Origin of the sequence: Streptomyces chrestomyceticus JCM 4735 (genome assembly GCF_003865135.1) — a bacterium.
Lineage (GTDB): Bacteria > Actinomycetota > Actinomycetes > Streptomycetales > Streptomycetaceae > Streptomyces > Streptomyces chrestomyceticus.
The window spans coordinates 9,100,640-9,126,913 of sequence record NZ_BHZC01000001.1 but is presented as its reverse complement, the minus strand read 5'-3'; the positions used below and the strand labels follow the sequence as shown (position 1 = coordinate 9,126,913).

General features: G+C 73.2%; 22 protein-coding genes and 1 pseudogene. 9 read left to right on the top strand and 14 right to left on the bottom strand.

Annotated features, from left to right (window positions below; genetic code table 11):
* The first annotated feature begins 725 nt into the window (after positions 1-725).
* Together EJG53_RS39425 and EJG53_RS39420 are read left to right on the top strand one after the other, a co-directional pair.
* Positions 726-1,982 carry a tetratricopeptide repeat protein gene (locus EJG53_RS39425; RefSeq protein WP_244955538.1) on the top strand — a complete coding sequence of 419 codons (1,257 nt, stop codon included), beginning with the start codon at positions 726-728 and terminating at the stop codon, positions 1,980-1,982.
* Between the two features lie 99 nt (positions 1,983-2,081).
* Positions 2,082-3,020, top strand: coding sequence for a hypothetical protein (locus EJG53_RS39420; RefSeq protein WP_125048904.1), 939 nt, complete (start codon positions 2,082-2,084; stop codon positions 3,018-3,020).
* 127 nt (positions 3,021-3,147) lie between these two features.
* Here EJG53_RS39420 and EJG53_RS39415 read toward each other — a convergent pair whose 3' ends face one another.
* On the bottom strand, positions 3,148-3,429 hold the full coding sequence (locus tag EJG53_RS39415) for a hypothetical protein (protein WP_125048903.1): 282 nt from the start codon (positions 3,427-3,429) through the stop codon (positions 3,148-3,150).
* 207 nt (positions 3,430-3,636) lie between these two features.
* Positions 3,637-6,504, bottom strand: a complete 2,868-nt coding sequence (nirB, locus tag EJG53_RS39410) for a nitrite reductase large subunit NirB (protein ID WP_125048902.1) — start codon at positions 6,502-6,504, stop codon at positions 3,637-3,639.
* A gap of 220 nt (positions 6,505-6,724) precedes the next feature.
* Between nirB and EJG53_RS39405 the strand changes: the two genes are divergently transcribed.
* Positions 6,725-7,528: a sirohydrochlorin chelatase gene (locus EJG53_RS39405; RefSeq protein WP_125048901.1), complete on the top strand. Its 804-nt coding sequence runs from the start codon at positions 6,725-6,727 to the stop codon at positions 7,526-7,528.
* A gap of 61 nt (positions 7,529-7,589) precedes the next feature.
* Entirely contained in the window at positions 7,590-7,904 is a 315-nt protein-coding gene (locus EJG53_RS39400; protein ID WP_244955537.1) for a hypothetical protein, read from the top strand.
* 21 nt (positions 7,905-7,925) lie between these two features.
* Here EJG53_RS39400 and pflA read toward each other — a convergent pair whose 3' ends face one another.
* Positions 7,926-8,741, bottom strand: coding sequence for a pyruvate formate-lyase-activating protein (pflA, locus tag EJG53_RS39395; protein ID WP_125048900.1), 816 nt, complete (start codon positions 8,739-8,741; stop codon positions 7,926-7,928).
* The gene (pflB, locus tag EJG53_RS39390; RefSeq protein WP_125048899.1) at positions 8,741-10,999 is read right to left on the bottom strand and encodes a formate C-acetyltransferase; all 2,259 of its coding nucleotides are present in this window, start codon (positions 10,997-10,999) and stop codon (positions 8,741-8,743) included. The genes pflA and pflB overlap by 1 nt, the downstream gene beginning before the upstream one ends.
* 246 nt (positions 11,000-11,245) lie before the next feature.
* Between pflB and EJG53_RS39385 the strand changes: the two genes are divergently transcribed.
* Positions 11,246-12,115, top strand: a complete 870-nt coding sequence (locus EJG53_RS39385; protein WP_125048898.1) for a universal stress protein — start codon at positions 11,246-11,248, stop codon at positions 12,113-12,115.
* Between the two features lie 157 nt (positions 12,116-12,272).
* Positions 12,273-12,770, top strand: a complete 498-nt coding sequence (locus EJG53_RS39380) for a pyridoxamine 5'-phosphate oxidase family protein (RefSeq protein WP_371858775.1) — start codon at positions 12,273-12,275, stop codon at positions 12,768-12,770.
* 47 nt (positions 12,771-12,817) lie between these two features.
* On the opposite strand, the gene EJG53_RS39375 is transcribed toward EJG53_RS39380, so the two are convergent.
* Positions 12,818-13,825 (bottom strand): ArsR/SmtB family transcription factor, encoded by a 1,008-nt coding sequence (locus EJG53_RS39375; RefSeq protein WP_125048897.1) that lies wholly within the window; start codon positions 13,823-13,825, stop codon positions 12,818-12,820.
* Between the two features lie 157 nt (positions 13,826-13,982).
* On the opposite strand from EJG53_RS39375, the gene EJG53_RS39370 reads away from it, so the two are divergent.
* Together EJG53_RS39370 and EJG53_RS39365 are read left to right on the top strand one after the other, a co-directional pair.
* Positions 13,983-15,221: an MFS transporter gene (locus EJG53_RS39370; RefSeq protein WP_125048896.1), complete on the top strand. Its 1,239-nt coding sequence runs from the start codon at positions 13,983-13,985 to the stop codon at positions 15,219-15,221.
* Between the two features lie 97 nt (positions 15,222-15,318).
* Positions 15,319-15,579, top strand: coding sequence for an NUDIX hydrolase (locus EJG53_RS39365; RefSeq protein WP_244955536.1), 261 nt, complete (start codon positions 15,319-15,321; stop codon positions 15,577-15,579).
* Between the two features lie 51 nt (positions 15,580-15,630).
* On the opposite strand, the gene EJG53_RS39360 is transcribed toward EJG53_RS39365, so the two are convergent.
* Entirely contained in the window at positions 15,631-17,349 is a 1,719-nt protein-coding gene (locus EJG53_RS39360) for a sensor histidine kinase (protein ID WP_125048895.1), read from the bottom strand.
* Positions 17,350-17,640: 291 nt separating this feature from the next.
* Here EJG53_RS39360 and EJG53_RS39355 point away from each other — a divergent pair, with 291 nt between their 5' ends.
* The gene (locus EJG53_RS39355; RefSeq protein ID WP_244955535.1) at positions 17,641-18,372 is read left to right on the top strand and encodes a CBS domain-containing protein; all 732 of its coding nucleotides are present in this window, start codon (positions 17,641-17,643) and stop codon (positions 18,370-18,372) included.
* A gap of 123 nt (positions 18,373-18,495) precedes the next feature.
* Here EJG53_RS39355 and EJG53_RS39350 read toward each other — a convergent pair whose 3' ends face one another.
* From EJG53_RS39350 to narH, 8 genes and pseudogenes are all read right to left on the bottom strand, one after another.
* Positions 18,496-18,855, bottom strand: coding sequence for a hypothetical protein (locus tag EJG53_RS39350; RefSeq protein WP_125048893.1), 360 nt, complete (start codon positions 18,853-18,855; stop codon positions 18,496-18,498).
* A 308-nt stretch (positions 18,856-19,163) separates the two neighbouring features.
* Entirely contained in the window at positions 19,164-19,901 is a 738-nt protein-coding gene (locus tag EJG53_RS39345; protein ID WP_125048892.1) for a response regulator, read from the bottom strand.
* Between the two features lie 163 nt (positions 19,902-20,064).
* Positions 20,065-20,196 (bottom strand): annotated as a pseudogene (locus tag EJG53_RS39340) (respiratory nitrate reductase subunit gamma); the annotation flags it as partial.
* A 10-nt stretch (positions 20,197-20,206) separates the two neighbouring features.
* A complete protein-coding gene (gene hemG / locus EJG53_RS39335; protein ID WP_125048891.1) occupies positions 20,207-21,700 on the bottom strand; it encodes a protoporphyrinogen oxidase in 1,494 nt (497 codons plus the stop codon).
* Positions 21,701-21,780: 80 nt separating this feature from the next.
* Positions 21,781-22,947: an MFS transporter gene (locus EJG53_RS39330; protein ID WP_125049887.1), complete on the bottom strand. Its 1,167-nt coding sequence runs from the start codon at positions 22,945-22,947 to the stop codon at positions 21,781-21,783.
* Positions 22,948-23,192: 245 nt separating this feature from the next.
* Positions 23,193-23,975 carry a respiratory nitrate reductase subunit gamma gene (gene narI / locus EJG53_RS39325; RefSeq protein ID WP_125048890.1) on the bottom strand — a complete coding sequence of 261 codons (783 nt, stop codon included), beginning with the start codon at positions 23,973-23,975 and terminating at the stop codon, positions 23,193-23,195.
* Positions 23,972-24,733, bottom strand: coding sequence for a nitrate reductase molybdenum cofactor assembly chaperone (gene narJ / locus EJG53_RS39320; protein WP_125048889.1), 762 nt, complete (start codon positions 24,731-24,733; stop codon positions 23,972-23,974). The genes narI and narJ overlap by 4 nt, the downstream gene beginning before the upstream one ends.
* Positions 24,730-26,274: a nitrate reductase subunit beta gene (gene narH / locus EJG53_RS39315; protein WP_167515245.1), complete on the bottom strand. Its 1,545-nt coding sequence runs from the start codon at positions 26,272-26,274 to the stop codon at positions 24,730-24,732. The genes narJ and narH overlap by 4 nt, the downstream gene beginning before the upstream one ends.

The window sequence follows — 26,274 nt, the reverse complement described above, 5'->3', positions numbered from 1 at the left end:
GGACACGTGCTTCCCGTGGAGGAATTCGCGGCGGGTTACGGGCCGGCTGCTCGCGCCCCTCGCCGAGGCCGGTACGGAGCTGATTCTCATCGAACCGTTCCTCCTGCCGGTCCACGGCGTCGTCGAGGCCGGGGCCGCGCGTGTCGGCCCGGAAGAACGCACGCAATGGCGCGCCGACCTGAACCCGAAGATCCAGGCCGTACGTGAACTCGCCCGTCCTTATGGCGCGCAACTTCTCCCGGCCGACAGCATGTTCACGGAACTCTCCACGGCGACCGGCCCCGAATACTGGGCCGAGGACGGCGTCCACCCGACCCCGGCCGGCCACGCCGCACTCGCGGCGGCGTGGCTGCGATTGGTCGCCTGCCCCCGGAAGACAAGCCCTCGGCGCATCACCGGTGCCTTGCGTCCCGGCGTCGGGAATGCACCGTCCTTTCCGCTCCGCCGTTCCAGGGAATCGGGGTGTGCGCCCTTCCCCCGCCGGAGTTCCCCCCTTCGGGACGAAGGGCTCCTGTCTGCGGCCTGTGCAGCCAGGCCCTGGAAATGCAAACCTTCATATAAAGGGCTTGCGTGAGGCCGCACCATGGGACAGCGAAAGTTCCGAAGGCCCCGACGGGAAAGCGTGCCGTGTATTTCCGTTCACCCGGCTCACAACGCACAGGCACGTGTCGCGGGCGGGGTTGGGTCGTTGTTCCGCGTGCGGGCCGGGAAAGGAAGTGGCGGCGGTGAAAGTGGCGGCGGGCACGTGGCTGCAAGACCAGGCGGTGACCGAGCTGCTGGCCCTGAGCGGGCAGGCGCTGCCCCTGCTGCGGCGGTGGGCGGCCGAGGACCCGGGCAGCGGGACGGCGCGGGCGCTGCTGACGCTGGCGACCTCCGACAGCCTGAGCGACGCGGCGCTCAAGGACCAGTTGGTGGTGGCGCACCGGGACGCGCAGGCGGCGGGCGAGCGTGCGGCGAGCCTGGTGTACGGGGTGTACCTGCACACGCACCGGCAGTTCCGGCTGACCGCCGACCACCTGGTCGCGCACTTCGCCCGGTGGCCCGCCGACGAGGTGGCCGGGCTGATGATCGGCGCGTTCTCCGCCTGCGGGGAGACCGCCTACCGCGTTCACGGTGACGCGCTGGTCGAGGAGCAGTCGGCGCTGGCCGGCCCGGACAGTTGGGCCTGGACGGGCTGGCTGGCCGTGACGCGGGCGGAGCAGGGGCGCGTACGGGAGGCGCACCGGCTGGCCCGGCAGGCGCTGGAGATCCACCCCCGCTCGGGCGTGGCCGTGCACGCCCTCGCGCACGCGGAGCACGAACTGGGCGCCGGCCGGGCCGGCGTCGAGTACCTGGACGGGTGGCTCGCGGCGGACCCGCACGCCGTACAGGCCCGGCACCTGAACTGGCACGCCGCGCTGCACTCGATCGCCTGCGGCGACTTCCCCGACGCACGCCGGCGGGCCGACACGGCGCTGGAGCGCGGGGACGTGGGGATGCGGGCCGCGGTGAACTGGCGGCTCCTGCTGGCAGGACAGACACCGGCAGGCCGTAGCGACGTGGCGCAGGTGCGGGACCTGCTCGCCGGGCCGGGCGGGACGGCGGAGGTCTTCCACACCTTCAACCTCGCCCTGGCGCTGGCCGTCGAAGCGGCCACCGACGACCTGCACGCCCTGGCCTACCGTACGGCCACCGACCAGCGGCCCGACTTCCGCGACGTCCTGACGCCGGTGGTCCAGGCCCTGGCGCAGATCACCGAGGGCCGCCCCGCGGCGGCGGCCGCCCTGCTCAGCGCGCTGGGCGAGCGGACGCGGCGGATCGGCGGGGTGCGGGTGGAACGCGAGATCATCCAGGACACCCTCGCCCGTGCCCTGGCCGGAGCCGGAGCGTACGAGCACGCTGCCCGGCTGCTGCGCCACCGTACGGCCGGCCGTCGGCACCACGTCTACGAGGACCTGCTGCTCACCGCCCGCGCCCCCGTCGCGGCGCCCGGCCCGCTGTGATCACCCGGTGCGGTGGACCGTCCGCCCGGTCCGCCCGCCCACCCGGGGCAGCCGGTCGCCCGACCGGCCGCCCCGCCTTCCTTCGGACGGAGTTGTGCCATGGCCGTGCCCCAGATGATCGTCGTGTCGCTGCCCGGCAGCGGCACCCCGCTGCTGGCCGACATCACCACCGCCCTCGGCTTCACCCCCTACGGCACGATGAGCGGCGACCCGCGCATCCCGGCCGGGCAGCCGGGCCCCGGTGAGGTCTACCCGCTGTTGCGCGCCGCCTACGGTGCCGACCGCGCCGGGCTCCTGCTCAACCCAGCCGACCGGATCCGGAGTTCCGCGCTGCAGGACGCCTTCCAGGTCGCGGTCAGCGCCCTGTGGCGGGTGTGGTGGACGCGTCTGGGCCAGCCGACGACGCTCGCCTCCCCGGCCGCCCCGGACACCGAGGCCCGCCTGGCGCGCCTGCCGGAAGCCGAACTGCTCGGGCTGCTGCCGGGCCGGGGCTGCTGGTATCTCACCGGCCTGGACCTGCACACGGCCGACGCGGGGTTCCTGCGCGCCTGGCACGCCGACGGCCGGCCGCCCATCGTCTTCCACCACCGCGACCTCCGCGACCGCATCGTCAGCCAGATCCACGCCCTCTCCCAGCCCTTGGACCGGGCCGGCTCACTGCCGGGACACCTCGTCTACCACGACATCCTCGCCGCGCAGCCCACCCTGGACGCCAAGATCACTCTGGCCCTCAGCGACCCCGGCTTCCCCGGTATGCGCGAAGCGCGCCGCAGCCGGTGGCTGCTGCACCACCCCGCCGTCTGCGTGATCAGCCACGAAGAACTCGCCGGCCCCGCGCACGGCGGCACCACGTACGCTCGTGAACAGGCCCTCGCCCGGCTCATCCACGCCATCGGCCACCCCGGCCCCGTACAGGCCCTCGCCTCGGCGCTGCCCCCGCCTGCCTGGGACACCGACGACCTCGCGACGGGCGCCGGACGGCAGCACTTCACCGCGGCGCACGAGCGGCTGCTGTCCCGCCTCCACGGCGCCTGCTGATCCCCGGGGCCGCCCGGCGGCTCCATCGGCCGCCTTCCGGCCGCACGGAAACGGGCCCAGGGGTGCTCCGGTAGCCCCTGGGCCCCGTGATCCGTCCGCTCCTTGACGGATCAGGCCGTCCCGTCCGCTACTTCAGGCCGGCCCGGCGGCATCCGTCGAAGGCGATCTTCGCGGGGATGTAGGACCGCCGCAGCTCGGTGTAGCAGGCACGATGGCTCTCCTTGGTTCCCTTGGCGCCGAGGAGACAGCCTCGTTCGACCACTTCGGGGTCGGCGTCGGGGTGCTGTTCCATCACGTAGTAGAAGCAGTTCTGCGGGGTCGCGTGGACGGCCGGGGCGGCGACGACGACTCCGCCGAGGACGAGGGCGAGACCGCCGAGGGCGGCGGTGAGGCGCGGGACAAGACGCACGGTGGACAGGTCCTTTCGGGCGATGCACCGAGACGGTTACTCGGTGCGAGTGATCCACTGCGGACAGTGCCCAAAGCGGGGACCGGTGACGCCATGGAGCGCGGGGCGCGAAAGGTGAACCACAGGCGCGCGGGGAGCGAAACCGGAGGGCTGGGCGCGCCCCGGCGCGCGTTCGCCCTTCCGCTGTGTACGGGGGCGCCCGGTGGGTCACAGCACCCGGACCGCGTGGACGGGGAGATGCTTGCTCTCGTCGTCCAGGCAGGTGCCGGTGCGCAGGTCGAAGCGCTGTTTGTACATGGGCGAGGTCACGACCGGGGCGCCGTCGACCGCCCCGTAGATGCCGCGGGAGATGACTCCGGCCCGGGAGACGGGGTCGATGTCGGAGACGGCGAAGACCTCGCCGTCCGGTGAGCGGAAGAGCGCGACCGGGGCCGCTTCTTCGCCGACGCTGACCGGTATTCCGCGCCCCGGCTCCAGGTCGTCCAGCAGGCAGACGGACTGCCACTCGCCCTCGGGCGTACGGACCTGGACGTGTCCGGGCGCGGCCGGGCCGGCCGGGGCGGGGAAGGAGCTGGTGAAGCGGCGCAGTTTCGCCGGGTCTTCGAGGACGGCCCGCCATTCGTCGCGGTAGGCGTCGACGTGCCGCTGCATCTGCGCTTCCAGTTCCTCGGCCAGCCCGAGGGAGTCGTGCAGGACGACGTCGCGTACGTGGGCGATGCCGCCGTCGATCCGCTCCAGCCAGGCCGCGGTGCGTTCCAGGCGGTCCGCGGTGCGGATGTAGAACATCAGGAAGCGGTCGACGACCCGGATCAGTTCCTCGTCGCCCAAGTCCTGTGCGAGGAGGTCCGCGTGGCGGGGCTTGACGCCGCCGTTGCCGCCCACGTAGAGGTTCCAGCCCTTGGCCGTGGCGATGACGCCGACGTCCTTGCTCTGTGCCTCGGCGCACTCGCGGACACAGCCGGAGGCCGCCAGCTTCAGCTTGTGCGGGGACCGCAGTCCGCGGTACCGCAGTTCCAGCTCCACGGCCATGCCGACGGAGTCGCGCTGCCCGAAGCGGCACCAGCGGGAACCGGCGCAGGACTTCGCGGTGCGCAGGGATTTGCCGTACGCGTGGCCCGATTCGAGCCCGGCGTCGACCAGCCGGCGCCAGATGTGCGGGAGCTGGTCGACGGTGGCGCCGAACAGGTCGATGCGCTGGCCGCCGGTGAGCTTGGTGTAGAGGCCGAACTCGCGGGCGACCTCGCCGAGCACGACGAGGTGGTCCGGGCTGATCTCCCCGGCCGGCAGGCGGGGCACCACCGAGTAGGTGCCGTCCTTCTGGAGGTTGGCGAGGAAGAGGTCGTTGGTGTCCTGGAGCGCGGCCTGCTCGCCGTCCAGGATGTGGTGCAGGCCCAGTTCCGGGCCGAGGGTGGCGAGCAGCGAGGCGACGGTCGGGCGGCAGACCGCGCAGCCGTGCGGCGGCTTGCCGTCCGGGCCGGGTACGCCGTACTCCCGCGCCAGCCGGGAGAAGCTGTCGGTGCCGGTCACCCGGATGATCTCGTAGAGTTCCCGGCGGGTCTGGGTGAAGTCCGGGCACAGGCCGCCGGGGCCCGTCTCGACGCCTTCGGCCGCCAGTTGCGCTTCCATGATCGAGGTCACCGCGCCGACGCAGCCGCCGCACTGGGTGCCGGCGCCGGTGCACTTCTTCACCGCGGCCAGGTCGTGCGCGCCGTCCTTCACGGCCTCGCGCAGCGTCTTCTTGGTGACGCCGTTGCACGAGCAAATCACCGCGTCGTCGGGGAGCACCGCGGTGGTGTCCACCGGGCCGGACTCGTCGGCGGGCAGCAGGAATGAGGCGGCCGGGCCGGGCAGTTGGGCGCCCACGAGCGGCCGCAGGGTGCCGTACGCGTCCGCGTCGCCGACCAGGATGCCGCCCATGAGCTGCCCGTCCGGGCCGAGCACCAGCTTCTTGTAGACACCCGAACCGGAGTCGGCCCAGAGCACCGAGCCGCCGGCGTCCGGGGCGAAGGGGTCGCCGAAGGAGGCGACGTCCGCGCCCAGCAGCTTGAGCTTGGTGGAGGTGTCGGCGCCGGTGAAGCTGCCCTCCTTGCCGGTCAGGGTGTCCGCCAGGGCTTCCGCCATCCGGTAGCCGGGTGCGACCAGCCCGTAGACGTTGCCGTCGGCGGCGCGGGCGCACTCGCCGAGCGCGTAGACCTCCGGCGCGGAGGTGCGGCACCGGGTGTCGATCACGATGCCGCCGCGGTCCGCGACGTCGAGGCCGGCCGTCCTGGCGAGTTCGTCGCGGGGCCGTACGCCGACGGAGAAGACGATGATGTCGGCCTGGACGCCGGTGCCGTCCGACAGGGACAGGCCGCGCACCCGCCCGTCCGCACCGGTCCACACCTCGGTGATCGCCGCGTCCGTGTGCACGTGGACTCCCATCGCCTCGACGGTGTGGGCCAGGACGTCGGCACCGCCGGTGTCCACCTGACCGGGCATCAGCCGGGGCGCGGCCTCGACCACGCTGGTCTCCAGGCCGAGCGAGCGCAGGGCACCGACCGCCTCCAGGCCGAGCAGCCCGCCGCCGACGACGGCCGCGGTGCGGGCGCCGCGCGCCGCCTCCTGGATGTCGCGGACGTCCTCCACGGTGCGGTAGACGAAGCAGCCGGGCGCGTCCCGGTTGGGGACCGGTGGGACGAAGGCGTACGAGCCGGTGGCCAGCACCAGCGCGTCGTAGTGCCACTGGGCGCCCCTGCGCGTGGTCACCGTGCGGGTGGCGGTGTCGACGGCGGTGGCGGGGTCGCCGAGGCGCAGCGTGATGTCGTGCCGTTCGAAGAAGTCGGGGTCGGCGAGGTTCAGTTCCTCCGGGGTGGTCCCGGTGAACAGGGAGGAGAGGTGGACGCGGTCGTAGGCGCGGCGCTCTTCCTCGGCGAGGACCACGACGCGCCATCGCGCGCTGCCGCCCGGGCTGCCAGGTCCGTCCGGCCCGCCCGATCCGGCGAGCGCGTCCCGCGCGGCGAGTTCTTCCAGCAGCCGTTGGCCGACCATTCCGTGACCGACGAGAACAAGGGTGGGCCGGTCGGTGGATGACACCATGAGAGCACTCCTGCCAGCTGCTTGGCGACGGGACGCGTTCTTCCGTTTTCCACGACTGCCGCCCGAGCCCGCCGCCTCCCGGGCCGCCGCGCATTCAGGCTATGCCCGCCCCGCACCCGTACCCCGCGCCGAACGGCCTTTTGACCAAGGCCGGTCGTCCCTGCGCAGCCGGGACCAGCAGTGCCTTATCGCCGCGCGCGTACGCCTTTAGCGTGACCGCATGGCCTCCTTTTCCCCTGTACTGATTGCCGCCGCTCACGGTAGTCGCGAGGTCCGGGCGCAAACGGAAACACACCGGTTGCTGGCGTACGTGCGCGCACTGCGTCCGGCGCTGCGGGTGGAAATGGCGTTCTTCGACATTCACCGCCCCACGGTCGACGAAGCCGTGGCCGCCCTGCACGGCGCGCCCGCGATAGTGGTGCCTTTGCTGCTGGGGACGGGATTTCATTTCTCCGTGGATCTGCCCGCGCTGCTCGGGCACGCACACGCCGCGCGACCGCTGGCGCCGCACCCGCTGCTCGTCGAGGCGCTCCTGCACCGCCTCCAGGAGGCCGAGTGGCACGCCGGTCTCCCGGCGGACGCCGTGGTCCTGGCCGCCGCGGGTTCGCGCCGGCCGGGTGGCAACGACAGTGCCCGCGCCACTGCCCGGGATCTGGGCGCGGAGCTGAGCGCCCGGCGGGGCGCCCCCGTTCCGGTGCGGCCGGCCGTCCTGTGCGACGGTGCCGCGGACGGTCTGTCGTTGGCCCGTACGGTGGCTGACCTGCGCGCCGAAGGCCGTACCCGTATCGCGGTGCTGCCGTATCTGATGGCCTCCGGACGGTTCTCCGACCGCCTTACCGCGGAGGCCGGGCGCGCGGAGTGCGTGATCATCGCCCGCCCGCTCGGCGCCCAGGACGCCATGGCCCGTCTCGTCCTCGCCCGCTTCGACGCCTGCGCCCGCCGTGCGGCGACGGAGGGCGGCGTGCGGGCCCGGGTGGCCCGATGGGGCGTACCAGGCGTGTCGGACACCGCTGGGCGTCGTTGACCGGACACCGGCCGCTCCGGCCGGACAGTCGTTTCCGGAAACCGTTCCAGAAAGAGGATGAATGATGCGTGTCCTGCGTCCGGTCGCCGTTGCTCTCGCGGCGCTCACTTTCGCCGCGACCCTCTCCACGGGCGAGGCGTCCGCCGCGAAAGGGTCGTTCATCTGGCTGGGGCCGGACGGCAGGTCGTACGTGGTGGAGAATCCGCCGAACGGCCGGTGCCTGACGATGCAGCAGCGGGCGCACGGTGCCCGCAACTCCACGAAGACACCGGCCGTCCTTTTCCCGGGCAAGAAGTGCAAGGGGCGGGCCGTGCCGCTCGCTCCCGGTCAGCAGGCGCCGCGCGACGCGGCCTTTGCCAGCGTACGGTTCGGCTGACGAAGGAGGGCCCCGCACCTTTCACACTGCCGACAGGCCGTATTCCGCGAAGATTCCGCGCGCCGCCGCCACTTCCGGCGCGGTGGGAATCGGAGTGTCCCGCAGCGTGAAGTCCAGGCCGAGCCGTTCCCATTTGGCGGCGCCGAGTCTGTGGAAGGGCAGCACGTCGACCCGGGTCACATTGCCGAGCGAGGCGGCGAAGGAGGCCACGCCCCCGATGTTCGCCGGGTCGTCGGTCAGCCCCGGGACGAGCACGAAGCGTACCCATACCTCCTTGTCCAGCTGGGCCAGCCGCCGGGCGAAGTCCAGGGTCGGGCGCAGGGGCCGGCCCGTGAGCCTCTTGTAGAGCGCGGGGTCCCAGGACTTGATGTCCAGCAGCACGAGGTCCGTGTCGCGCAACAGCGCGTCGGTGGCGCGGACGCCGAGGTAGCCGGAGGTGTCCAGGGCGGTGTGCAGGCCGAGTTCGTGCTTGAAGCGGTGCAGGAGTTCGCCGGTGAAGACGGGCTGGAGGAGCGGTTCGCCGCCGCTGAGCGTGGCGCCGCCGCCCGCGGCCCGGATGAACGCCTGGTACTTGGCCGCCTCCGCCACCAGGTCACCGGCCAGGACCCGCTTGCCGTCGCGCATCTTCCAGGTGTCCGGGTTGTGGCAGTACAGGCAGGCCAGGGGGCAGCCCGCCAGGAACGGCACGAAGCGGATGCCGGGCCCGTCGACGCCGGTGGACAGGTCCCAGGAGTACACCGACCCGGCGACCGGCCGGTGCCCCACCGCACCGGCCGGCGTCGCGGCTTCCAGGACCGGCCTCGCTCCGGCGAGGGGCACCGCGGTCTCTGGGGACATCACAGGGCTCCGTGGAAGGTGCGGTTGATGACGTCGAGCTGCTGCTCGCGCGTCAGCCGTACGAAGTTCACCGCGTAGCCGGACACCCGGATCGTCAACTGCGGGTGCTTCTCGGGGTGCTCCATGGCGTCCTCCAGGGTCGCCCGGTCCAGCACGTTGACGTTCATGTGGAATCCGCCGCCGGCCGTGTAGCCGTCCAGCACGCCCGTCAGGTTCGCGATCCGCTCCTGTTCGGTGCGGCCCAGCGCGTCCGGGGTGATGGTGTTGGTCAGCGAGATGCCGTCCTCGGCGTCGTCGTACGGCAGCTTGGCGACCGACAGGGCGGAGGCGAGGTAGCCGTGCTCGTCGCGGCCGTTCATCGGGTTGGCGCCGGGCGCGAAGGGCGCGCCCGCCGGGCGGCCGTCCGGTGTGGCGCCGGTCTTCCTCCCGTAGACGACGTTGGAGGTGATGGTCAGCACCGACTGGGTGTGCACGGCGCCCCGGTAGGTGGGGTGCTTGCGCACCTTCTGCATGAAGGTGCGGACGATATCCCGGGCGATGGTGTCGGCCCGGTCGTCGTTGTTGCCGTACGCCGGGTACGTGCCCTCGGTCTCGTAGCCCGTGACCAGCCCGGTCTCGTCCCGGACGGCCCGCACCCGGGCGTACTTGAGCGCCGACAGCGAGTCCGCGGCGACCGACAGCCCGGCGATGCCGCAGGCCATGGTGCGCAGCACGGTGCGGTCGTGCAGGGCCATTTCGATGCGTTCGTACGCGTACTTGTCGTGCATGTAGTGGATGACGTTCAGGGCGTGGACGTAGGTCTCGGCCAGCCACTCCAGCATCGCGTCGTAGCGCTCGGCGACGGTGGCGTAGTCCAGGTATTCGCCCTCGACCGGCTCGAAACCCGCCACGACGGTCTTGCCGCTGATCTCGTCCCGGCCGCCGTTGATGGCGTACAGCAGGGCCTTGGCGACGTTGACGCGGGCGCCGAAGAACTGCATCTGCTTGCCGACCGCCATGGCCGACACGCAGCAGGCGATGGCCGTGTCGTCCCCGTACTTCGGCCGCATCAGGTCGTCGGACTCGAACTGGAGGGCGGAGGTGTCGACGGCGGTCTTCGCGGCGAACTCCTTGAAGCCGCGCGGCAGGCGCGGTGACCAGAAGACGGTCAGGTTGGGTTCGGGCGCCGGGCCCAGGTTGTAGAGCGTCTGGAGGGCGCGGAAGGTCGTACGGGAGACGAGCGGGCGGCCGTCCTCGCCGATGCCGGCCAGCGACCAGGTGACCCAGGTGGGGTCGCCGGAGTACAGCTCGTTGTACTCCGGGGTGCGCAGGAACCGTACGATGCGCAGCTTGATGACGAAGTCGTCGATCAGCTCCTGTGCCCCCTCCTCGTCGAGGAGGCCGCGTTCGATGTCGCGGCGGAGGTAGATGTCGAGGAAGGTGTCGATGCGGCCGATCGACATGGCCGCGCCGTTCTGCTCCTTCACGGCGGCCAGGTAGCCGAAGTAGAGCCACTGCACGGCCTCCCGGCCGGTGGCGGCGGGCCGGGAGATGTCGTACCCGTACGAGGCGGCCATGGCCTTCAGCTCGTGCAGCGCCTTGATCTGCTCGGCGATCTCCTCACGCTCGCGGATCACGTCCTCGGTCGGCCACTGCGCGTCCGCCTCGGCCTTGGCGGCCTGCTTGTCCTCGATGAGCCGGTCGACGCCGTAGAGCGCGACGCGGCGGTAGTCGCCGATGATGCGGCCCCGGCCGTAGGCGTCGGGCAGGCCGGTGATGATGCCTGCGGAGCGGCAGGCGCGGATCTCGGGGGTGTACGCGTCGAAGACACCGTCGTTGTGGGTCTTGCGCAGCCGGGTGTAGATCTCCTTGACCGCCGGGTCGGCCTCGTACCCGTACGCCGCGAGGGCGCCCTCGACCATCCGCCAGCCGCCGTTGGGCATGATGGCGCGCTTGAGCGGGGCGTCGGTCTGGAGGCCGACGATGAGGTCGCGTTCCTCGTCGATGTAGCCGGGCGCGAACGCGTCGATCCGGGACGGGGTACGGGTGTCCACGTCGTGCACACCCCGGGCCCGCTCCTGCGGGAACATGCCGAGCAGCTTGCGCCACACCGCGGTGGTGCGCTCGGTCGGGCCCGCGAGGAAGGAGCCGTCGCCCTCGTACGGTACGTGGTTGCGCTGGACGAAGTCGCGGACGTCGACGGTGTCCCGCCACAGGCCGCCGCCGAATCCCTCCCAAGCCGTACCGCCGGTCGTCTTCTCCACGGGTGTCGCGGTCATGGTGCGTGCCTTCCGAAGTGCTGTGAGCGCTGTGCCCGCGCTCACCCCCATTGCACTGCCGCGGCATGTCCACCGAGGTCGGCGTTGGTCCCGATCCGGAGGCCGAAGGGCCCTCGGCGGGCCAGGGGCCGCGGGCGGGAAGGCCGTTGGTCCCCGGGCGCGGGACCTTGGGGCCGTCCCCGCGATGCCCGTCGAGCCCCGAGAGTGGGGGCGGACGTACTTCCGTTCCTTCCTCAGGAGGCCCGTATGCCCGGCACCGTCACCGTCGGCCTGGACGGAACCGACCACAGCCTCGCCGCCGCCGATTGGGCCGCCGCCGAAGCCGCACGCCGCGGAGCACGGCTGCGGCTGGTGCACGCGTGGATCTGGCGCCCCCTGGACGTGCCGGTCGCGGCGGACGAGGAGGTGCAGCGCCGCTGGGCCGCCGAGGTGCTGCAGGAGGCCGCGGCCCGGGTGGCGAAGGACTTTCCCGACCTGCCCGTCACCCGGGAGATCCTGGCGGCCGAGACGGTGCCGGCCCTGGTCGCCGAGGCTGCCGCGGCGGACCTGCTGGTGCTGGGCTCGCGCGGCCACGGCACGCTGGTCGGCTATCTGCTCGGCTCGGTGGGTCTGCACGTACTGCGGCAGACGTCCTCGCCCGTGGTCCTCGTACGCAGCCCGCGGCCTGAGGAGGCGGAGGAGTCGCGGGACGAAGTGGTGGTGGGGGTGCAGGACGAGCGGGAGAGCGGGCCGGTGCTGGAGTTCGCCTTCGCGGCCGCCGCGGCCCAGGGGGCGACCCTGCGGGCGGTACGGGCCTGGAACATCCCGCCGGTCCTGGTGTGGGGCGGCGAAGCCATGCGGGCGGCCGACGACGCCGGTGGCCTGGAACCGCTGGAGCGCAAGCGGCTGGCCGACGCCGTACGGCCGTGGCGGGAGCGCTTCCCCCAGGTGGAGGTCGTCGAACACGTCGAGATGGGCGGCGCGGGGCAGGTCCTGCTGGCCGGCTGCGCACGGGCCCGGCTCCTGGTGGTGGGGCGGCGCAGCCCGGGCCGTCATGACCTGCGGAAGATCGGCGCGGCCGCGCACGCGGCGCTGCACCACGCGCCGTGTCCGGTGGCGGTGGTGCCGCACCCGTAAGAGCCCCGGCCGGACACCCGGGGAACCCGCACCGGCGCTGCCGAAATGACCCGCACCGGGGTCCGTTCGGCCCTGTCGCCGGGAGTCCCCTCCGGCGAGGCTGGTCGGCAGGCAACGAGTGCCCGGACGAGCGCCGCCGGAGCAGAGAGTGTGCAGCATGAACGACGAAGACGCACAGCATGTCGAGGTACGCCGTGAGCCGGCGGCCCGGGGAATGCAGCAACTGCCCCGGGAGGAATCGCTGCGGCTGCTGGGCAGTGTCCCGCTCGGCCGGCTCGTGTTCACCCAGAACGCCCTGCCGGCCATCCGCCCGGTCAACCACGTCCTCGACGGGGAGGACATCGTCGTCCGGCTCAACGACGGGGCGACCCTCACCTCGATCGCGCCGCCCGCGGGCGAGGCGGGCCTCGTGGTCGCGTACGAGGCCGATGCCATCGATCCGCACACCCGCCTGGGCTGGAGCGTCATCGTCACCGGGTACGCCCGGCTGGTGGCCGATCCCTCGCAGGTGGCCCGCTACGAGGAGCTGCTGCGGCCCTGGGTGGCGCAGACCATGAACGGTGTGCTGCGCATCCAGCCGGATCTGGTCACCGGTTTCCGGCTGGTGGCGCAGCCCGCGGTCGCGGTGTGCGCCGCGGGCGGCGACAGGCGGTGAGGTGACGGCTCCCGGCGTCGGGGGCCCGTACCCGGCTCCGCTGCCGCTCAGCGGTCGTCGGCCGGTGCTCCGTCGGCGGTGCCCATGAGCCGGTCGCCGAGCGCGCTCCTCCGGTACAGCACATGCCGTCCGTCACGGGTCCGGTTGACCAGTCCGGTGGCGTGCAGGACGCGCAGGTGCTGGGAGACGGCGCTCGGAGTGACCCTCAGGCGGCGGGCCAACTCGACGGTCGGCAGCGGTTCTTCGAGGAGGCTGAGCAGCCTTGCCCTGGCGGCGCCGAGCAGGGAGGTCAGCGCCTCCGGGCTGACGACCGGCACCTCCGGACCCCACAACGTGGCCACTCCCCTGCTGGGATAGACAAGACTCGGCGCCTCGTCCGGGCTGACCGGGGGCGCGGGCTTGTGCGCGAACACGGACGGGAGGAGCAGCAGCCCCCGGCCGGACGCCGCGACCCGGTGCCTGCTGATCATCTGGTGGATCTGCAGCTCGCCGTCCTGCCAGCGCAGATTCGGGTGCATGTCCGCGAAGAGCAGCCGGGCGCCGCCCAGGGCGAGCCGCCGGGCGCGGTAGGTCATGTCGGCTTCCAGCACCAGCCGGATCTGCGGCCACAGTGGCTCGACGGCCACCTGCCAATACTGCCGCAGGAGGTCGCAGAGGGCGTCGCGGAGTCCGGCGACCGACGCGTCGTCGGCGAAGGGGACGTCGCCAAGGGCCTCGGGAAGGGGGTCGGGTGCGTGCGCGAGCAGCAGGTCGTGGCGGACCCGGGCGGCGGACACCCGGCGGACGAGGGCGAGTTCTCCCTCGAAGGCCGGGGCGAAGCTCGTGGGGTTCGGCGTCAGGAAGTCGGGGAGCGTGCGCCGCTGCGCGACCAAGGACATCAGCAGACCGGTGTCGAGCGCGCCCAGCTTGCCGAGTACGGATCTGCGCCAGGGCAGGTGCAGCGCGGACAGGCCCGGGTCCTGGAGCACGCGCAGGCTGAGCAGGGTCTCGTGCAGGGGCGACAGGGCGAAGCGGGTGTCCGCGAGGTCCTCGACGCCGAGCACGAAGCTGATCATTAAGCCGTACGCTACATCGATTGGCGGCGCACCGTCGATGCCGTGGACTTCCGGCCATGACCTACTCGATTGACGGGCGGTGCCCGGCGTTTGCCACCGGGACGGCGGAGGACGGGACCTGTGCAGCGGCGGCCGGTCGTCCCCCGGGGGCCGGCGCATGAACCGCCGAACCGTGCTGCTCCTGGCCGTGACCTGCGCCGTCGCGGTCGGCAACATCTACTTCCCGCAGGCCGTCGGCCCGCTGGTCGCCAACGGGCTGCACGTGTCGCCCGACGCGGCGTCCGCACTGGTCACCGCCACACAGATCGGTTACACCGCCGGGACGGTCCTGCTCGTACCGCTCGGTGACCGGCTGCCGCACCGCCCGTTCCTCGTCACCCTGCTCGGCCTGACGGGCCTGGCACTGCTCGCCGCGGGCTGTGCGCCGGCGCTGCCGCCCCTCCTCGCCGCCGGCGCCGTGGTCGGTCTGACCACGGTGGGCGCGCAGATCGCCGGCCCTCTGGCGGCCGGTCTCGTGGGCGCCGACCGTCAGGGAGCGGTGCTCGGCACCCTGCTGAGCGGATCGACCGGCGGCATGCTGCTGGCCCGGACCTTCAGCGGCACGCTCGGCGAATGGCTGGGCTGGCGGGCCCCCTACCTGGTCGCCGCGGTCCTGGCCCTGCTCCTCGCCACCGTGCTGGCGTTCGCGGTGCCGACCACGGTCCCGTCCTCCCGCCAGCGGTACGCGGCCCTCCTGGCCGAGCCGCTGCGCCTGCTGCGCACCGAGCCGGACCTGCGCCGCTCGTGCTTCTACCAGGCAACCGTCTTCGCCGGGTTCTCCGCGGTCTGGACCTGCCTGGCACTGCTGCTCGCCGGCCCGGCCTACGGACTGGACACCCGCGCGGTGGGCACGATCGCCCTGGTCGGCGCGGCGACCATGCTCTGCACCCCGCTCGCCGGCCGCCTGGTGGACCGTCACGGCCCCGACCCGGTGAACCTCGTCTGCCTGCTCGGCGTTCTCGTCTCGGCCGCCGTCCTCACCGCCGGCGCCCGGGGCGGCGTCCCGGGGCTGGCCGCGCTGGTCCTGGGCACGCTGCTCCTCGACGTCACGATGCAGTCCGGCATGGTCGCCAACCAAGTACGCATCTACGCGCTGCGCGCCGACGCCCGCAGCAGGCTCAGCACCGCCTACATGACCTGCGCCTATCTGGGCGGCAGCGCGGGTTCCTGGCTCGGTGTACGCATCTGGAGCCGGGCCGGCTGGCACGGGGTGTGCGCCCTCGTCGCACTGCTCGCCATACTCGCCCTGACCCGCCACCTGCTGGCGCTGCACACGGCGAAGAACGGCGGACGACGACGCCGTACCCGGCGCGTGCTTCAGCGGGTGCCCTCCACGGCCTCGGACCGCAACGAGTGAAAAGATCGGATGTCCGGGTTCCCGCCGCCGCGTACCGGCTCCGCCACGCACATGCACCACGCTGTGCTGGTGGGAACACGACTTCACCCGGGCCGGGGTGCCGGACCGTCAGCATGAGCAGGTCTTCCTCGCCCGCGGCCCCCGCCGGGACCCGGTCGGCGACCTCGCGGCCGCGCACGCGGCGGACCGGATTCTCCGGTGGCGCTGGTGGTCACCGGACGAGCTGTCCGCCGCCACCGAGCCGCTGTGGCCGCCGCAGTTGCCCGAACTGCTCGCCGCCGTACGGGAGAACGGGGCCCCGACGACGCCCGTCGACCTCGGGTACGTCCCCAACGGGGCAGCGGTCGGCGGGCCTTGACCCGGGCCAGAGCACCGGGCAAGCCGCAAGGGCAAGGACGCCGACAACCCGTCAGGCGCCCCCGGACAGCGGAGCGCGCCACACCACCTGGCTCCCGCCACCCTCGGGCGTACGGATCTCCATCGTCCCGTCCACCCGGTCCGCCCGCTCGGCCAGGTTGGTCAGTCCGCTGCGCCGGCCGCCCTCCGGGACGCCCCTGCCGTTGTCCGTCACGGTCAGCACGACCTCGTCGCCGGCGGCCTGCAGCGCCACCTCGACGCGGGTCGCGTGCGCGTGCCGGGCCGCGTTGCTCAGCAGTTCGGTGAGGGCCGCCACGACGTGGTCGGCGACCTGGGCCGGTACGTCGGTGTCCAGCAGGCCCTCCATGCTCAGCCGGGGCGGGAAGCCCAGCGCCGTGCCGGCCTCCCCCACGGCGCGCGCCACCCGGGCCCGCAGGCTCGGTCCGGCGTCCTCCTCCCTGACCCGCAGACCGAAGATCGTCGAACGGATGATCTTGATGGTCTCGTCCAGGTCGCCGACCGCCCGGGTGACCCGCTCCGCCGCACCGGCGTGCTCGACCAGCCGGGCGGCGCTCTGCAGCGTCATACCGGTGGCGAACAGCCGCTGGATGGCCAGGTCGTGCAGGTCGCGGGCGATCCGGTCGCGGTCCTCCAGGAGGGCGAGCTGTTCGGCGTCGCGCCGGCGCTCGGCCAGTTCCAGGGCGAGGGCCGCCTGCCCGGCGAACGCGTGCAGCGGGTCCAGCTCCCCTTCGGTGAACACCGCCTCGCCCTCGGCGCGCGCCAGCAGCAGCACGCCCCGGGCGCTGCCGCCCTCGCTGTCCAACGGCACGGCCACCGCCGGTCCCAGGCCGTCGAACCGCCGGGGCCCGGCGGCGTACCGCTCGTCGCCCGCCAGCGCGGACGTGGTGACGGGCTTGCCCGCGACGAGGGCGGCGCCGGACAGCGTGCCGTCGACCGGCACCACCAGACCGCGGCGCTTCTCGCCGTGCCCGCCGAGCGCCAGCTCGACGACCAGGTCACCGGTGTCGTGCATGGGGACGCAGACGTCGGCGAGCTGGGCCCGGGTGATCTCCTGGGCCCGGCGGGCGATCAGCTCCAGCACCTCCAGGCGCGGGATGCCGGAGAACAGGCTGTTGGTGATCTCCGCGCCCGCCTTCAGCCAGCGCTGCTGGCGCTGCGCGCCCTCGTAGAGCCGGGCGTTGTCGATCGCCACACCGGCGGCGACCGACAGCGTGGAGATCACCGACTCGTCCTCCGCGTCGAAGTCGTGCCCGCCGCGCTTGTCGGTCAGGTACAGATTGCCGAAGACCTCGTCCCGTACCCGGATCGGCACGCCCAGGAACGTGCGCATCGGCGGGTGGTGGGCGGGGAACCCGTAGGACGACGGGTGGGAACCGAGGTCGGCGAGCCGCAACGGCTCGGGGTGCCGGATCAGTTCGCCCAGCAGGCCGTGGCCGGCCGGCAGCGGTCCGATCGCGGCGACCTCCTCGGGGGCCAGGCCGACGGTGAGGAACTGCGACAGCAGCCTGCCGTCCGGGCCGATCACGCCGAGCGCCGCGTACTGCGCGTCGACCAGCAGCGCCGCCGCTTCGACGATGCGCCGGAGCACTTGCGGCAGGTCCAGTTCCCGCCCCACCGAGACCACGGCCTCCAGCAGGCTGTGCACCCGGTCCCGGGTGCCGCGCGCGGCGTCGATGCGTGCCTGCAGTTCTTCCAGCAACTCGTCCAGTCGCATCTGCGGCATCCGCGACAACGGCTCCTGCGTGCCCACCGGCCCTCCTTCTTCGGTCGCCCGCCGTACCCGGCCAGCGTATCCCTGTTCGAACACCGCCATCGGACTCGGTGGCCGCCCGGTCCCGCGCGAGCCGAGCGCAGGGTGTTTCGGGAGTGACGGATGACGTGCTGGAGGCGACGGGTGACGTATCGGGGGCGAGTGGCCCTCGGACGGAGGCGGATGGACCCTCCTCCCGGGCCGCGGCCTCGGCGAGACTCGGTCGGCGGGGGAACAGCGGCCGGCCCGGAGGCCGGTTCCGTGAGGCACCGAAGGAGGGGAGGTACCGCCGTGCAGAACCGCACCGTGGCCGAGGTGATGACGTGGGAGGTCGTACAGGCCCGCCCGGACACCCCGGCCGAGGAGCTGGCCCGGCTGCTCGACGTCCACCGGATCAGCGGCCTGCCGGTGGTGGACGGCGACGGCAAGGTCATGGGGGTGGTGTCCCGCACGGACCTGCCCGCGCTCTCCGGTGACCGGCCCCGGAGCCCGGCCGGGCGGCTGCCGCACCCGGCGCCACGCCGCCCGCCCGGCACTCGTGCGCCCGGCGGCGCGACCGCGGGCGAAGTGATGACGACACCGGCGGTCACCGTGCACCCGGAACACCGCGTCGCGGACGCCGCGCGCCTCATGCAACGTCGGCACGTCGACCGGCTGCCCGTCGTCGACGAGGAGGACCGTCTCATCGGCATCACCACCCGCCGGGACCTGCTGCGGGTCTTCCTGCGGCCGGACGAGCAGATCCTGGTGGAAGTGGCCGGCGAGGTGCTGGGCCGCACCCTGGGCGTGCCGCCGGACGCCGTGCGGGTGTCGGTACGGGACGGCCTGGTGACCCTGCGGGGGACGCTCGCGCACGAGGACGACATCCCGGCCGCGATCGGCCTGACCTGGCGGGTGGACGGGGTGGTGGGTGTGGTCAGCCGCCTCGTCCCGCGCGCGGGTGACGACGGCAGCCCGTACGGAGACCCGTTACCACCTGCGCCCTGTCCCCCAGGTGAGGGCCGTGACCGGACCGGCTCGTAGCGGATACGCCAGGACTCAGCCGGCCCGGGGCGGCACCGGACGTCACGGACACCGCCGGGCAGCTCCCGGGCTCCCCGGAACGCAAGCTGCCCGGCGGATCGGCCGCTTACCGCTGCCGGCGGATCAGCAGGCCCTGACGTACCAGACCGGGGTCCAGTTGACCGTACGGGAGTCGTACGCCGTGGAGGTGAAGAGCAGCCGGCGGTTCTTGTCGTAGAACCTCGCCACGGTTCCCGCGGTCTGGTTGTTGACGAGGGGGCCCGAGCCGACCAGGTTGGGGAGCTGGAACTCGAAGTTACAGGTCGTGTACCGGAACGAACTGCCGTTGGCGGCCTGGCCGCACACGGAGTAGTACGGGCAGTCGAGCTGAGGCTTCGGCGGGACCGTCCGCTCGGCGGCGGAGGAGCCCGAGGCTCCGATCATCGAGCCGCCCACCAGCGTCGCGGCGGCGAGCAGGGGCATGACGAGTTTGCGCAGGCTCATGGGAAACTCCCTGAGTTCGCGGTTCTCGAAGGGGGGCCGGTGAGTCGGCCCGGCATCAGTGTGGGCGGCGGGCCGTGAGTGGGCCAGCGGTTTCGGTGCGGCCCGAAAAACGCAGGCCGGGTGCCCTGCCGGGTGTGCAGCCACGGAGCCGCGCACGGGTCGGCCGGCCGAGCGCACGGCAGTGACCGGCCCCCGGCCGCGTACGGCAGCACGCCGTCCGGCCGGGGAGCGGCCACGAAGGCCCTATCGGTGTCCCATCAGACTCGTCGGCCCCATGAGCCCCGTCGGCGCCGGGAACCGTCGCGTCCTCAGGCCCTCGGGCCGCCCGCGCGCGGCGTCGCGGAGGCCGCACCCGAGCGGGGCTCCGGGGCGGCGGCGAGCGCCTGGGTGGCGATGACCGCGGCCTGGACCCGGCGTTCCACGCCGAGCTTGGCCAGCAGGCGGGAGATGTTGTTCTTGACCGTCTTCTCCGCGAGGTAGAGCCGCTTGCCGATCTCCCGGTTGGTCAGCCCCTCGCCCACCAGCGCGAGAATCTCCCGCTCCCGGTCGCTCAGCCCCGGCAGACCCGGCTTCGGTTCTTCCTGCCGGGTCTCGCCGCGCAGCCGGGCCATGACGCGTGCGGTGGCACCGGCGTCGAGCAGCGACTGGCCCGAGGCCACCGTCCGTACGGCGTTGACCAGGTCGGTGCCGGTGATCTGCTTGAGCACGTACCCGGCGGCCCCCGCCATGATCGCGTCCAGCAGGGCCTCCTCGTCGTCGAACGAGGTCAGCATCAGGCACACCAGGTCAGGCATGCGGGAGCGCAGTTCGCGGCAGACACTCACGCCGTCGCCGTCGGGCAGCCGGACGTCCAGGACCGCCACCTGCGGACGCAGGGCGGGGATGCGCACCAGCGCCTGTTCGGCGGTGTTCGCCTCTCCCACCACGGTCAGATCCGGCTCGGCGTCCAGCAGGTCGTGCACGCCGCGGCGCACCACCTCGTGGTCGTCGAGCAGGAAGACGCTGACCGGTGCCTTCGTCCGGGCGTCGGCAGGGTTCTCCGTCATCACACAGCTCCGATGTTCCTGGTGCGGCCCGCCCCCGCGGGCGGCGCCATGTGCAGCCTGCCGCACGCCAGGGCCGAAGAGCCAGGGCCGGACGGCCCTTCTTCCCGGTCCTACGTCCCGGCGCCGGGTTGCCCGCCCCCGGTAGGGCCGAAGGTCCCGCCGTTCATCGGACGCGTTCCCAGCCGCGCCGGGGAGGGCGTGCGCCGAGCTGCGCGTCGCGGCTGCGGTAGACGATGTACGGGCGGGTGAGGTGGCCCAGGGGCGCGGTGAGCATGTGGACGAGGCGGGTGAACGGCCGGATCTCCTCACCCCCGGCGGCGGGCGCCGAGCGACGCCGTGATCGCCTCAGCCGCCCGCCCGGCGCCCTCGACGCAACTGGTGATGCCGACGCCGTCGTACGCGGCCCCGCACACCGCCAGCGTGCCGAGCTGCGCCACATGCTCCCGTACGCGGCCCATCCGGGCGACATGGCCGACGGTGTACTGCGGCAGGCCGGTGGCCCAGCGGGTGACGGCGGTGGCGTTCGGGACGGCCGTCAGGCCGGTCGCGGCGGACAGCTCGGTACGTGAACGGGCCACCAGTTCCTTGTCGTCGAGGCGCAGGGCGGTGTCCTCCCCGTGCCGGCCGATTGACGTGCGCACCACGACCTTGTCGGGCGCGCACCGGCCCGGCCACGCCCATTTGCCGGTCGGGAACGTGGCCGCCTTGATGAGGTGCCCGTCCACCGGCGGGACCAGGAAGCCGCTGCCCGGCAGGCCGCCGGGCAGGTCGGCGCGGTCGAAGACCAGGGTGACCAGGGCCATGTCCGCGTACTCGACGCCGCGCAGCGCGGCGGCCGCGGCCGGTACCTCGTCGGCCAGCAGCCGGGCAGCGGCGGGCGCGGGTACGGCGAGTACCACGGCGTCCGCTTCGAGCCGCTGTTCGCCGCTCGCGTTCCGTACCGTCAGCCGCCACCCGTGTCCCGTACGGCGGAGCGTGCGGGCGGCGGTGGCGGTGCGGATGTCCACGCCCGCGGCCCGGCACGCCTGGGCGACGGCCAAGGGCAGTCGGCCCAGTCCGCCCCGTACGCTCCGGAACGGGGACGCGGCCGCCCCGGGCTTCGGCGCGGCGGGCGCCGGCGTCCGCATGGCACGGATGCCTTCGAGCAGGGACCGCTCCTCGCGGGCGACGGGGAGCAGGTGCGGCAGGGCGGCGCGCAGGGAGATGCGGTCGGCGTGCCCGGCGTACACGCCGCCGAGGAGGGGTTCGACGAGCCGGTCGACCACTTCCTGCCCCAACCGGGCGGCCACGTACCGGCCGACGGCGATGTCGTCGCCCACGTCCGTACGCGGGAGCGTCAGGTCCTGGCGGGCGCGCGCGAGGCCGTCGGCGGACAGCACCCCGCAAGCGGCAAGGGAGTCGAGGTCGGCGGGTATGCCCATCAGGTGGCCCCGGGGCAGGGGGCGGAGCGCGCCGCGAGTCCACAGTGAAGCCTCCACCGTGGCCGGAGCCTCCAGCTCCTCCCCCAGACCGACCTCCCGGGCCAGGTCCACGGCGGACGGCTGCCGGGTGAACAGCGCCTCGGCCCCCAGGTCCACGGGCACGCCGCCGACCTCTCCGCACAGGAGCTTGCCGCCGAGCCGCCCGGCGGACTCCAGCAGCGTCACCCGGGCCCCGGAACCGCTGCCGCCCGCCGCGCCACTGAGGCGGGCGGCAGCGGTGAGCCCGGCGATACCGCCGCCCACGACCACGATGTGCGGCCGTGTCTCCTCCGGCTCCGGGAGGGAGGGAGTGAGGGGTGAGGTGGTGGATGCGTTCATCGGGCTGCGCTGCCTTTCTGAGGGCACCTCAGGGGCGCCCTTCCTGGAACCTGCTGCGATTCACCGGGCCGGCTGCGCCGTCACGGTGACGTGCCCTCGGAAGCGGCGGCCCGCCGGACCCGGGTGACGGTGAAGGCCAGGGCGGCGGCCGAGACCAGGACCAGCAGGAGCAGGCCGAGGGCGTAGCTCCCCGAGGCGCTGTAGATCGCACCCATGACCAGCGGAGGGATGAAGCCGCCCAGGCCGCCCGCCGCGCCGACCACGCCGGTGACCGACCCGACCTTGTTCGCCGGGGCCAGCAGAGCCACCAGCGCGAAGGTGGCGCCACTGCCCGCGCCGAGGGCGGCGGCCATGGCCAGGAAGGCGATGGTGCCCAGCGGGGCGAGCGGCGGGGTGGCCGACTGCACGGCGGCTCCCACCACGACGACCGCCAGGGACGCGGCGAGCACGCGGACCGAGCCCGCCTTGTCCGACAGCCAGCCGCCGACCGGGCGCATGGCCACCGCCAGCAGGACGAAGCCGGCCATCCGGTTGGCGGCGTCGGCCTGGCCCAGTCCGTAACCGGTCTTCAGGTAGGTCGGCAGGTAGACCGAGAAGGCGACATAGCCGCCGAACGCCACGGCGTACAGGGCGGATGCCTGCCAGGTGACGGGCAGGCGGGCGGTGTCGGCGAGACGGCGGGCCAGCGGCTCGGTCGGTACGGTACGGCCGGGCGCGTCCCGCAGCAGTACGGCGGCCAGTACGGCGTAGGCGGCCAGGGCCGCTGCGGTGATCAGGAAGGGGTTGGCCATGCCGTGCGCGTCGACCAGATTGACGGTGGTCAGCGCGCTGATGGCGGTGCCGCCCATGCCCGCGCCGAAGACGCCGATCGCCATCCCGCGCCGTTCCGGCGGGAACCAGCGGTTGACGAACGGCACGCCGACGGCGAAGGCCGTGCCCCCGATGCCCAGGAAGAACCCGCCGATCAGCAGCGCGATCAGCGAGGAGTGACCGAACAGGCCCAGGTAGAGCACCGGCACGATCGTCGCGGCGGACACCAGGGGGAACATCGCCCGGCCGCCGAACCGGTCGGTCAGCGCGCCGACCGGGATGCGTCCCAGCGACCCCACGACGACGGGCACCGCCACCAGCAGGGACTGCTCGAACGAGCTGAGGTCCAGGGTCTCCTTGAAGCGCGGTCCCAGCGGGCTGAGCAGCGCCCACGCCCAGAAGTTGACGGCGAAGCCCAGCGTGGCCAGCGTGAGCATCGTCCACGGGTGGCCGGCCGGGGAGAGGTGGCCCGCTGCTCTCGGTGACGTGGCGGTGGTGGTGTCCGGGCGCATGGTGTGCCTCTCGGTCGTGTCGTTCCGCGAGCCGCCCGGTGCGGAACCCGGGGTCCCGGCACCGCCCTGCGGCTCCCGTCGTTCAGCTTCATCGAACCCGCCCGCCAGGAGGCGGGCCATTTTTCGCCGCGTCCCGCCGGAGCGGCGCCCGGGGTGTGCGGCGGCCGGCTTCACCGGGACGCCTTGGCCCCGGCCGCGCCACCCCGGGCGGGGGCGGCCGGTGACCGGTCGTACCCCGGAGCGGCCTGCTTCCGCCGGTAGACCAGGTACGGGCGGCGCAGGTAACCGACGGGCGCGCTCCACACGTGGACGAGCCGGGTGAAGGGCCAGGCCGCGAACAGCAGGCACGCGGTCAGGGCGTGCAACTGGAACAGCAGGGGCGCGCCGGAGATCGCCCCGGGCTGCGGTTGCAGCAGGAACAGTCCGCGGAACCAGACGGAGACGGTGGAGCGGTAGTCGTAGCCGCCACCCGCGACGTTGTGCACGACGGTGGCGGCGATGCCCAGCAGCACCGTGACGGCCAGCAGCGGGAAGAGCAGCTTGTCGCTGGAGCTGGTCCGGGTGCGGATGCGCGGGGCGAGCAGGCGGCGGGCGCTGAGCATGCCCAGGCCCACGACCATGGCCGCACCGGCCACGGAGCCGAGGGCCACCGCCACGGTGTGGTAGGTGTGCTCGCCGATGCCCACCGCCTCCGTCCAGGACGCGGGGACGGCCAGGCCCACGACGTGTCCGGCGATCACGGCGAACGCACCGAGGTGGAACAGCGGGCTGCCCCAGCGCAGCCAGCGGTGTTCCAGCAGTTGGCTGGTGCGGCTGGTCCAGCCGAACTGGTCCTTGCGGAACCGCCAGACGTGTCCGACGACGAAGACGGCCAGGCAGATGTAGGGGACGGCGACCCACAGCAGCAGGTCGGTGCCGTTCGTCGCGGTGAGGGGGCTGCTGGAGGCGCTCATCGGCGGGGCTCCGAATCCATGGGGCCGGTCAGAGGGGGCATCAGGGTCGGCCGGGCCGGGGCGGGCGGTACGAAGGTGCCGGGCGGGGCGAAGCCGGTGCCGCTGTACGGGTCGAGGCCGACGTCCTCGGCGGGCGGCCCTTCGGCGGCCAGCTTCGCCACCGCCGCCAGCTCCGCGTCACTGGCCGGGGGCAGCAGGGACAGCAGCGCCGTCAGCAGTCCGGCGTAGGGGGATTTCACGTCGGACAGGGCGTGGTGGATGAGTTCCAGGCCGCGCCGGTGGCGGCGCAGCGGCGCTTCTCCGGCGCGCGGGCCGGCCAGCGCGGCGAATTCCAGGACGACGGGCAGGTGGTCGGGGAGTTCGCCGCTGTCGGCGCTCCACCCGGCGGCCCGGTAGGTCTGGGCGAGGGTGAGCAGGGCCATGCCCCGGCGGCGGGTGTCGCCGTGCAGGTAGTAGGTGAGGTAGAGGCTGCTCTTGCGGCGCAGGTCGAAGATTTCTACGTAGTGGCTTTCCAGCGTGTCAGCGGGCTGGGCCGTGAACCAGGTGGTGAAGGCGGCCAGTTCGTCGGCGGCGGGCGAGGGCGGCAGTGCGTTCACGGCCGCGGCCAGTGCGGGCCGCTCAGCAGTCAGTTCGGCGTCCGGGTACTGCAACAGGAGCGACAGCAGCCGCAGCAGGAGCGCGCGCTGAGCGGTCTCTTCGGGGCCGAGGCGGGCTGCGCGCCCGGCTGCCGGGCGGATGCGTGTGCGCAGGGTGCTCATGCGGTGTCTCCCGCGAGGCTGTCGGTGGTGGTGCGTCGCCGCAGGGCGGGGATGCCGAGCATGACCTTGCGATCGGTGCCGGACGGGGCGTCCGCGCTCTCTACAGGGCAGCGGTTCTCCATCGCGCTGAGCGCGGCGGCGTCCTCCCGGTGGGCGGCGGGGACCACGTACCGGTCGGCGTACTTGGCGACGGCCAGCAGCCGGTGCAGATCCTCGGCCTGCGCGGACGTGAGACCGACGGCCTTGAGGGCGCTCTCATCGCCCCGCTCGCCGAGGCTGCGCTGCCGCATGTGGCTGCGCAACGCGGTCAGCTTCATCAGCACCCCGGCGACGACGTCGGTGTCTCCGGCGGCGAAGAGGTTGGCCAGGTAGTCCAGCGGGATGCGCAGCCGGGTGACGGCGGCGAAGACGTGGTCGGGGTCCTCGGCGTTGCCGCCCGCCTCGCCGACGGCGTCCAGGACCGGGGACAGCGGCGGCACGTACCAGACCATGGGCAGCGTGCGGTACTCCGGGTGCAGCGGCAGGGCCACCTTGTACTCGCTGATCAGGGCGCGTACGGGAGAGCGGCGGGCGGCGTCGAGCCAGTCCTCGGGGATGCCGGACCGCCGGGCGGCGGCGCGGACCTCGGGGTCGGCCGGGTCGAGGAAGACGTTCCGCTGGGCGTCCAGCAGGTCCTGCTCGTCGGCCACGGCGGCGGCCTCGCCCACCCGGTCGGCGTCGTAGAGCACCAGCCCGAGGTAGCGCAGGCGTCCCACGCAGGTCTCGGAGCAGACGGTGGGCTGTCCGGCCTCGATGCGCGGGAAGCAGAAGGTGCACTTCTCGGCCTTGCCGGTGGCGTGGTTGACGTAGACCTTCTTGTACGGGCAGGCGGTCACGCACATCCGCCAGCCGCGGCAGCGGTCCTGGTCGACGAGGACGATGCCGTCCTCGGCCCGCTTGTACATCGCCCCCGACGGACAGGCCGAGACGCAGGCCGGGTTCAGGCAGTGCTCGCACAGCCGCGGCAGGTGGAACAGGAAGGTCTGCTCGAACTCGAACTTCACCTTCTCGGCCAGTCCCCCGCTGAGGTTGGGGTCACCGGCCGCCGTCTCGCCCGCGCCGCCGAGGCCGTCCTCCCAGTTGGCGCCCCAGGTGATGGAGGTCGGCTTCCCGGTGAGCACCGAGCGGGGGCGGGCTACGGGTACGTCCTGGCCTGCCGGGGCGCTGACGAGGTTGTCGTAGTCGTAGGTGACCGGCTCGTAGTAGTCCTCGATGGCCGGCAGGTCGGGGTTGGAGAACAGCGAGGCCAGGCGCTTGAGGCGGCCGCCGGAGCGCAGCACCAGGCGCCCGCGCCGGTCCAGCTCCCAGCCGCCCTTCCACTGCCGCTGGTCCTCGTAACGGCGGGGGTAGCCGACACCGGGCTTGGTCTCGACGTTGTTGAACCAGGCGTACTCCACGCCGGTGCGGTTGGTCCAGGTCTGCTTGCAGGTGACGGAGCAGGTGTGGCAGCCGATGCACTTGTCGAGGTTCATCACCATCGCCACTTGGGCCATGACGCGCAT

What these genes read in the sequence shown, in the direction of transcription:
- nirB (WP_125048902.1), bottom strand. Translation starts at nt 6,504, where the DNA reads ATGGTGTCATCCACCGACCGGCCCACCCTTGTTCTCGTCGGTCACGGA.
- narH (WP_167515245.1), bottom strand. Translation starts at nt 26,274, where the DNA reads ATGCGCGTCATGGCCCAAGTGGCGATGGTGATGAACCTCGACAAGTGC.
- narI (WP_125048890.1), bottom strand. Translation starts at nt 23,975, where the DNA reads ATGAGCGCCTCCAGCAGCCCCCTCACCGCGACGAACGGCACCGACCTG.
- EJG53_RS39370 (WP_125048896.1), top strand. Translation starts at nt 13,983, where the DNA reads ATGAACCGCCGAACCGTGCTGCTCCTGGCCGTGACCTGCGCCGTCGCG.
- pflB (WP_125048899.1), bottom strand. Translation starts at nt 10,999, where the DNA reads ATGACCGCGACACCCGTGGAGAAGACGACCGGCGGTACGGCTTGGGAG.
- EJG53_RS39380 (WP_371858775.1), top strand. Translation starts at nt 12,273, where the DNA reads ATGAACGACGAAGACGCACAGCATGTCGAGGTACGCCGTGAGCCGGCG.
- EJG53_RS39385 (WP_125048898.1), top strand. Translation starts at nt 11,246, where the DNA reads ATGCCCGGCACCGTCACCGTCGGCCTGGACGGAACCGACCACAGCCTC.
- EJG53_RS39345 (WP_125048892.1), bottom strand. Translation starts at nt 19,901, where the DNA reads ATGACGGAGAACCCTGCCGACGCCCGGACGAAGGCACCGGTCAGCGTC.
- EJG53_RS39375 (WP_125048897.1), bottom strand. Translation starts at nt 13,825, where the DNA reads ATGATCAGCTTCGTGCTCGGCGTCGAGGACCTCGCGGACACCCGCTTC.
- EJG53_RS39350 (WP_125048893.1), bottom strand. Translation starts at nt 18,855, where the DNA reads ATGAGCCTGCGCAAACTCGTCATGCCCCTGCTCGCCGCCGCGACGCTG.
- narJ (WP_125048889.1), bottom strand. Translation starts at nt 24,733, where the DNA reads ATGAGCACCCTGCGCACACGCATCCGCCCGGCAGCCGGGCGCGCAGCC.
- hemG (WP_125048891.1), bottom strand. Translation starts at nt 21,700, where the DNA reads ATGAACGCATCCACCACCTCACCCCTCACTCCCTCCCTCCCGGAGCCG.
- EJG53_RS39405 (WP_125048901.1), top strand. Translation starts at nt 6,725, where the DNA reads ATGGCCTCCTTTTCCCCTGTACTGATTGCCGCCGCTCACGGTAGTCGC.
- EJG53_RS39330 (WP_125049887.1), bottom strand. Translation starts at nt 22,947, where the DNA reads ATGCTCACGCTGGCCACGCTGGGCTTCGCCGTCAACTTCTGGGCGTGG.
- EJG53_RS39420 (WP_125048904.1), top strand. Translation starts at nt 2,082, where the DNA reads ATGGCCGTGCCCCAGATGATCGTCGTGTCGCTGCCCGGCAGCGGCACC.
- EJG53_RS39400 (WP_244955537.1), top strand. Translation starts at nt 7,590, where the DNA reads ATGATGCGTGTCCTGCGTCCGGTCGCCGTTGCTCTCGCGGCGCTCACT.
- pflA (WP_125048900.1), bottom strand. Translation starts at nt 8,741, where the DNA reads ATGTCCCCAGAGACCGCGGTGCCCCTCGCCGGAGCGAGGCCGGTCCTG.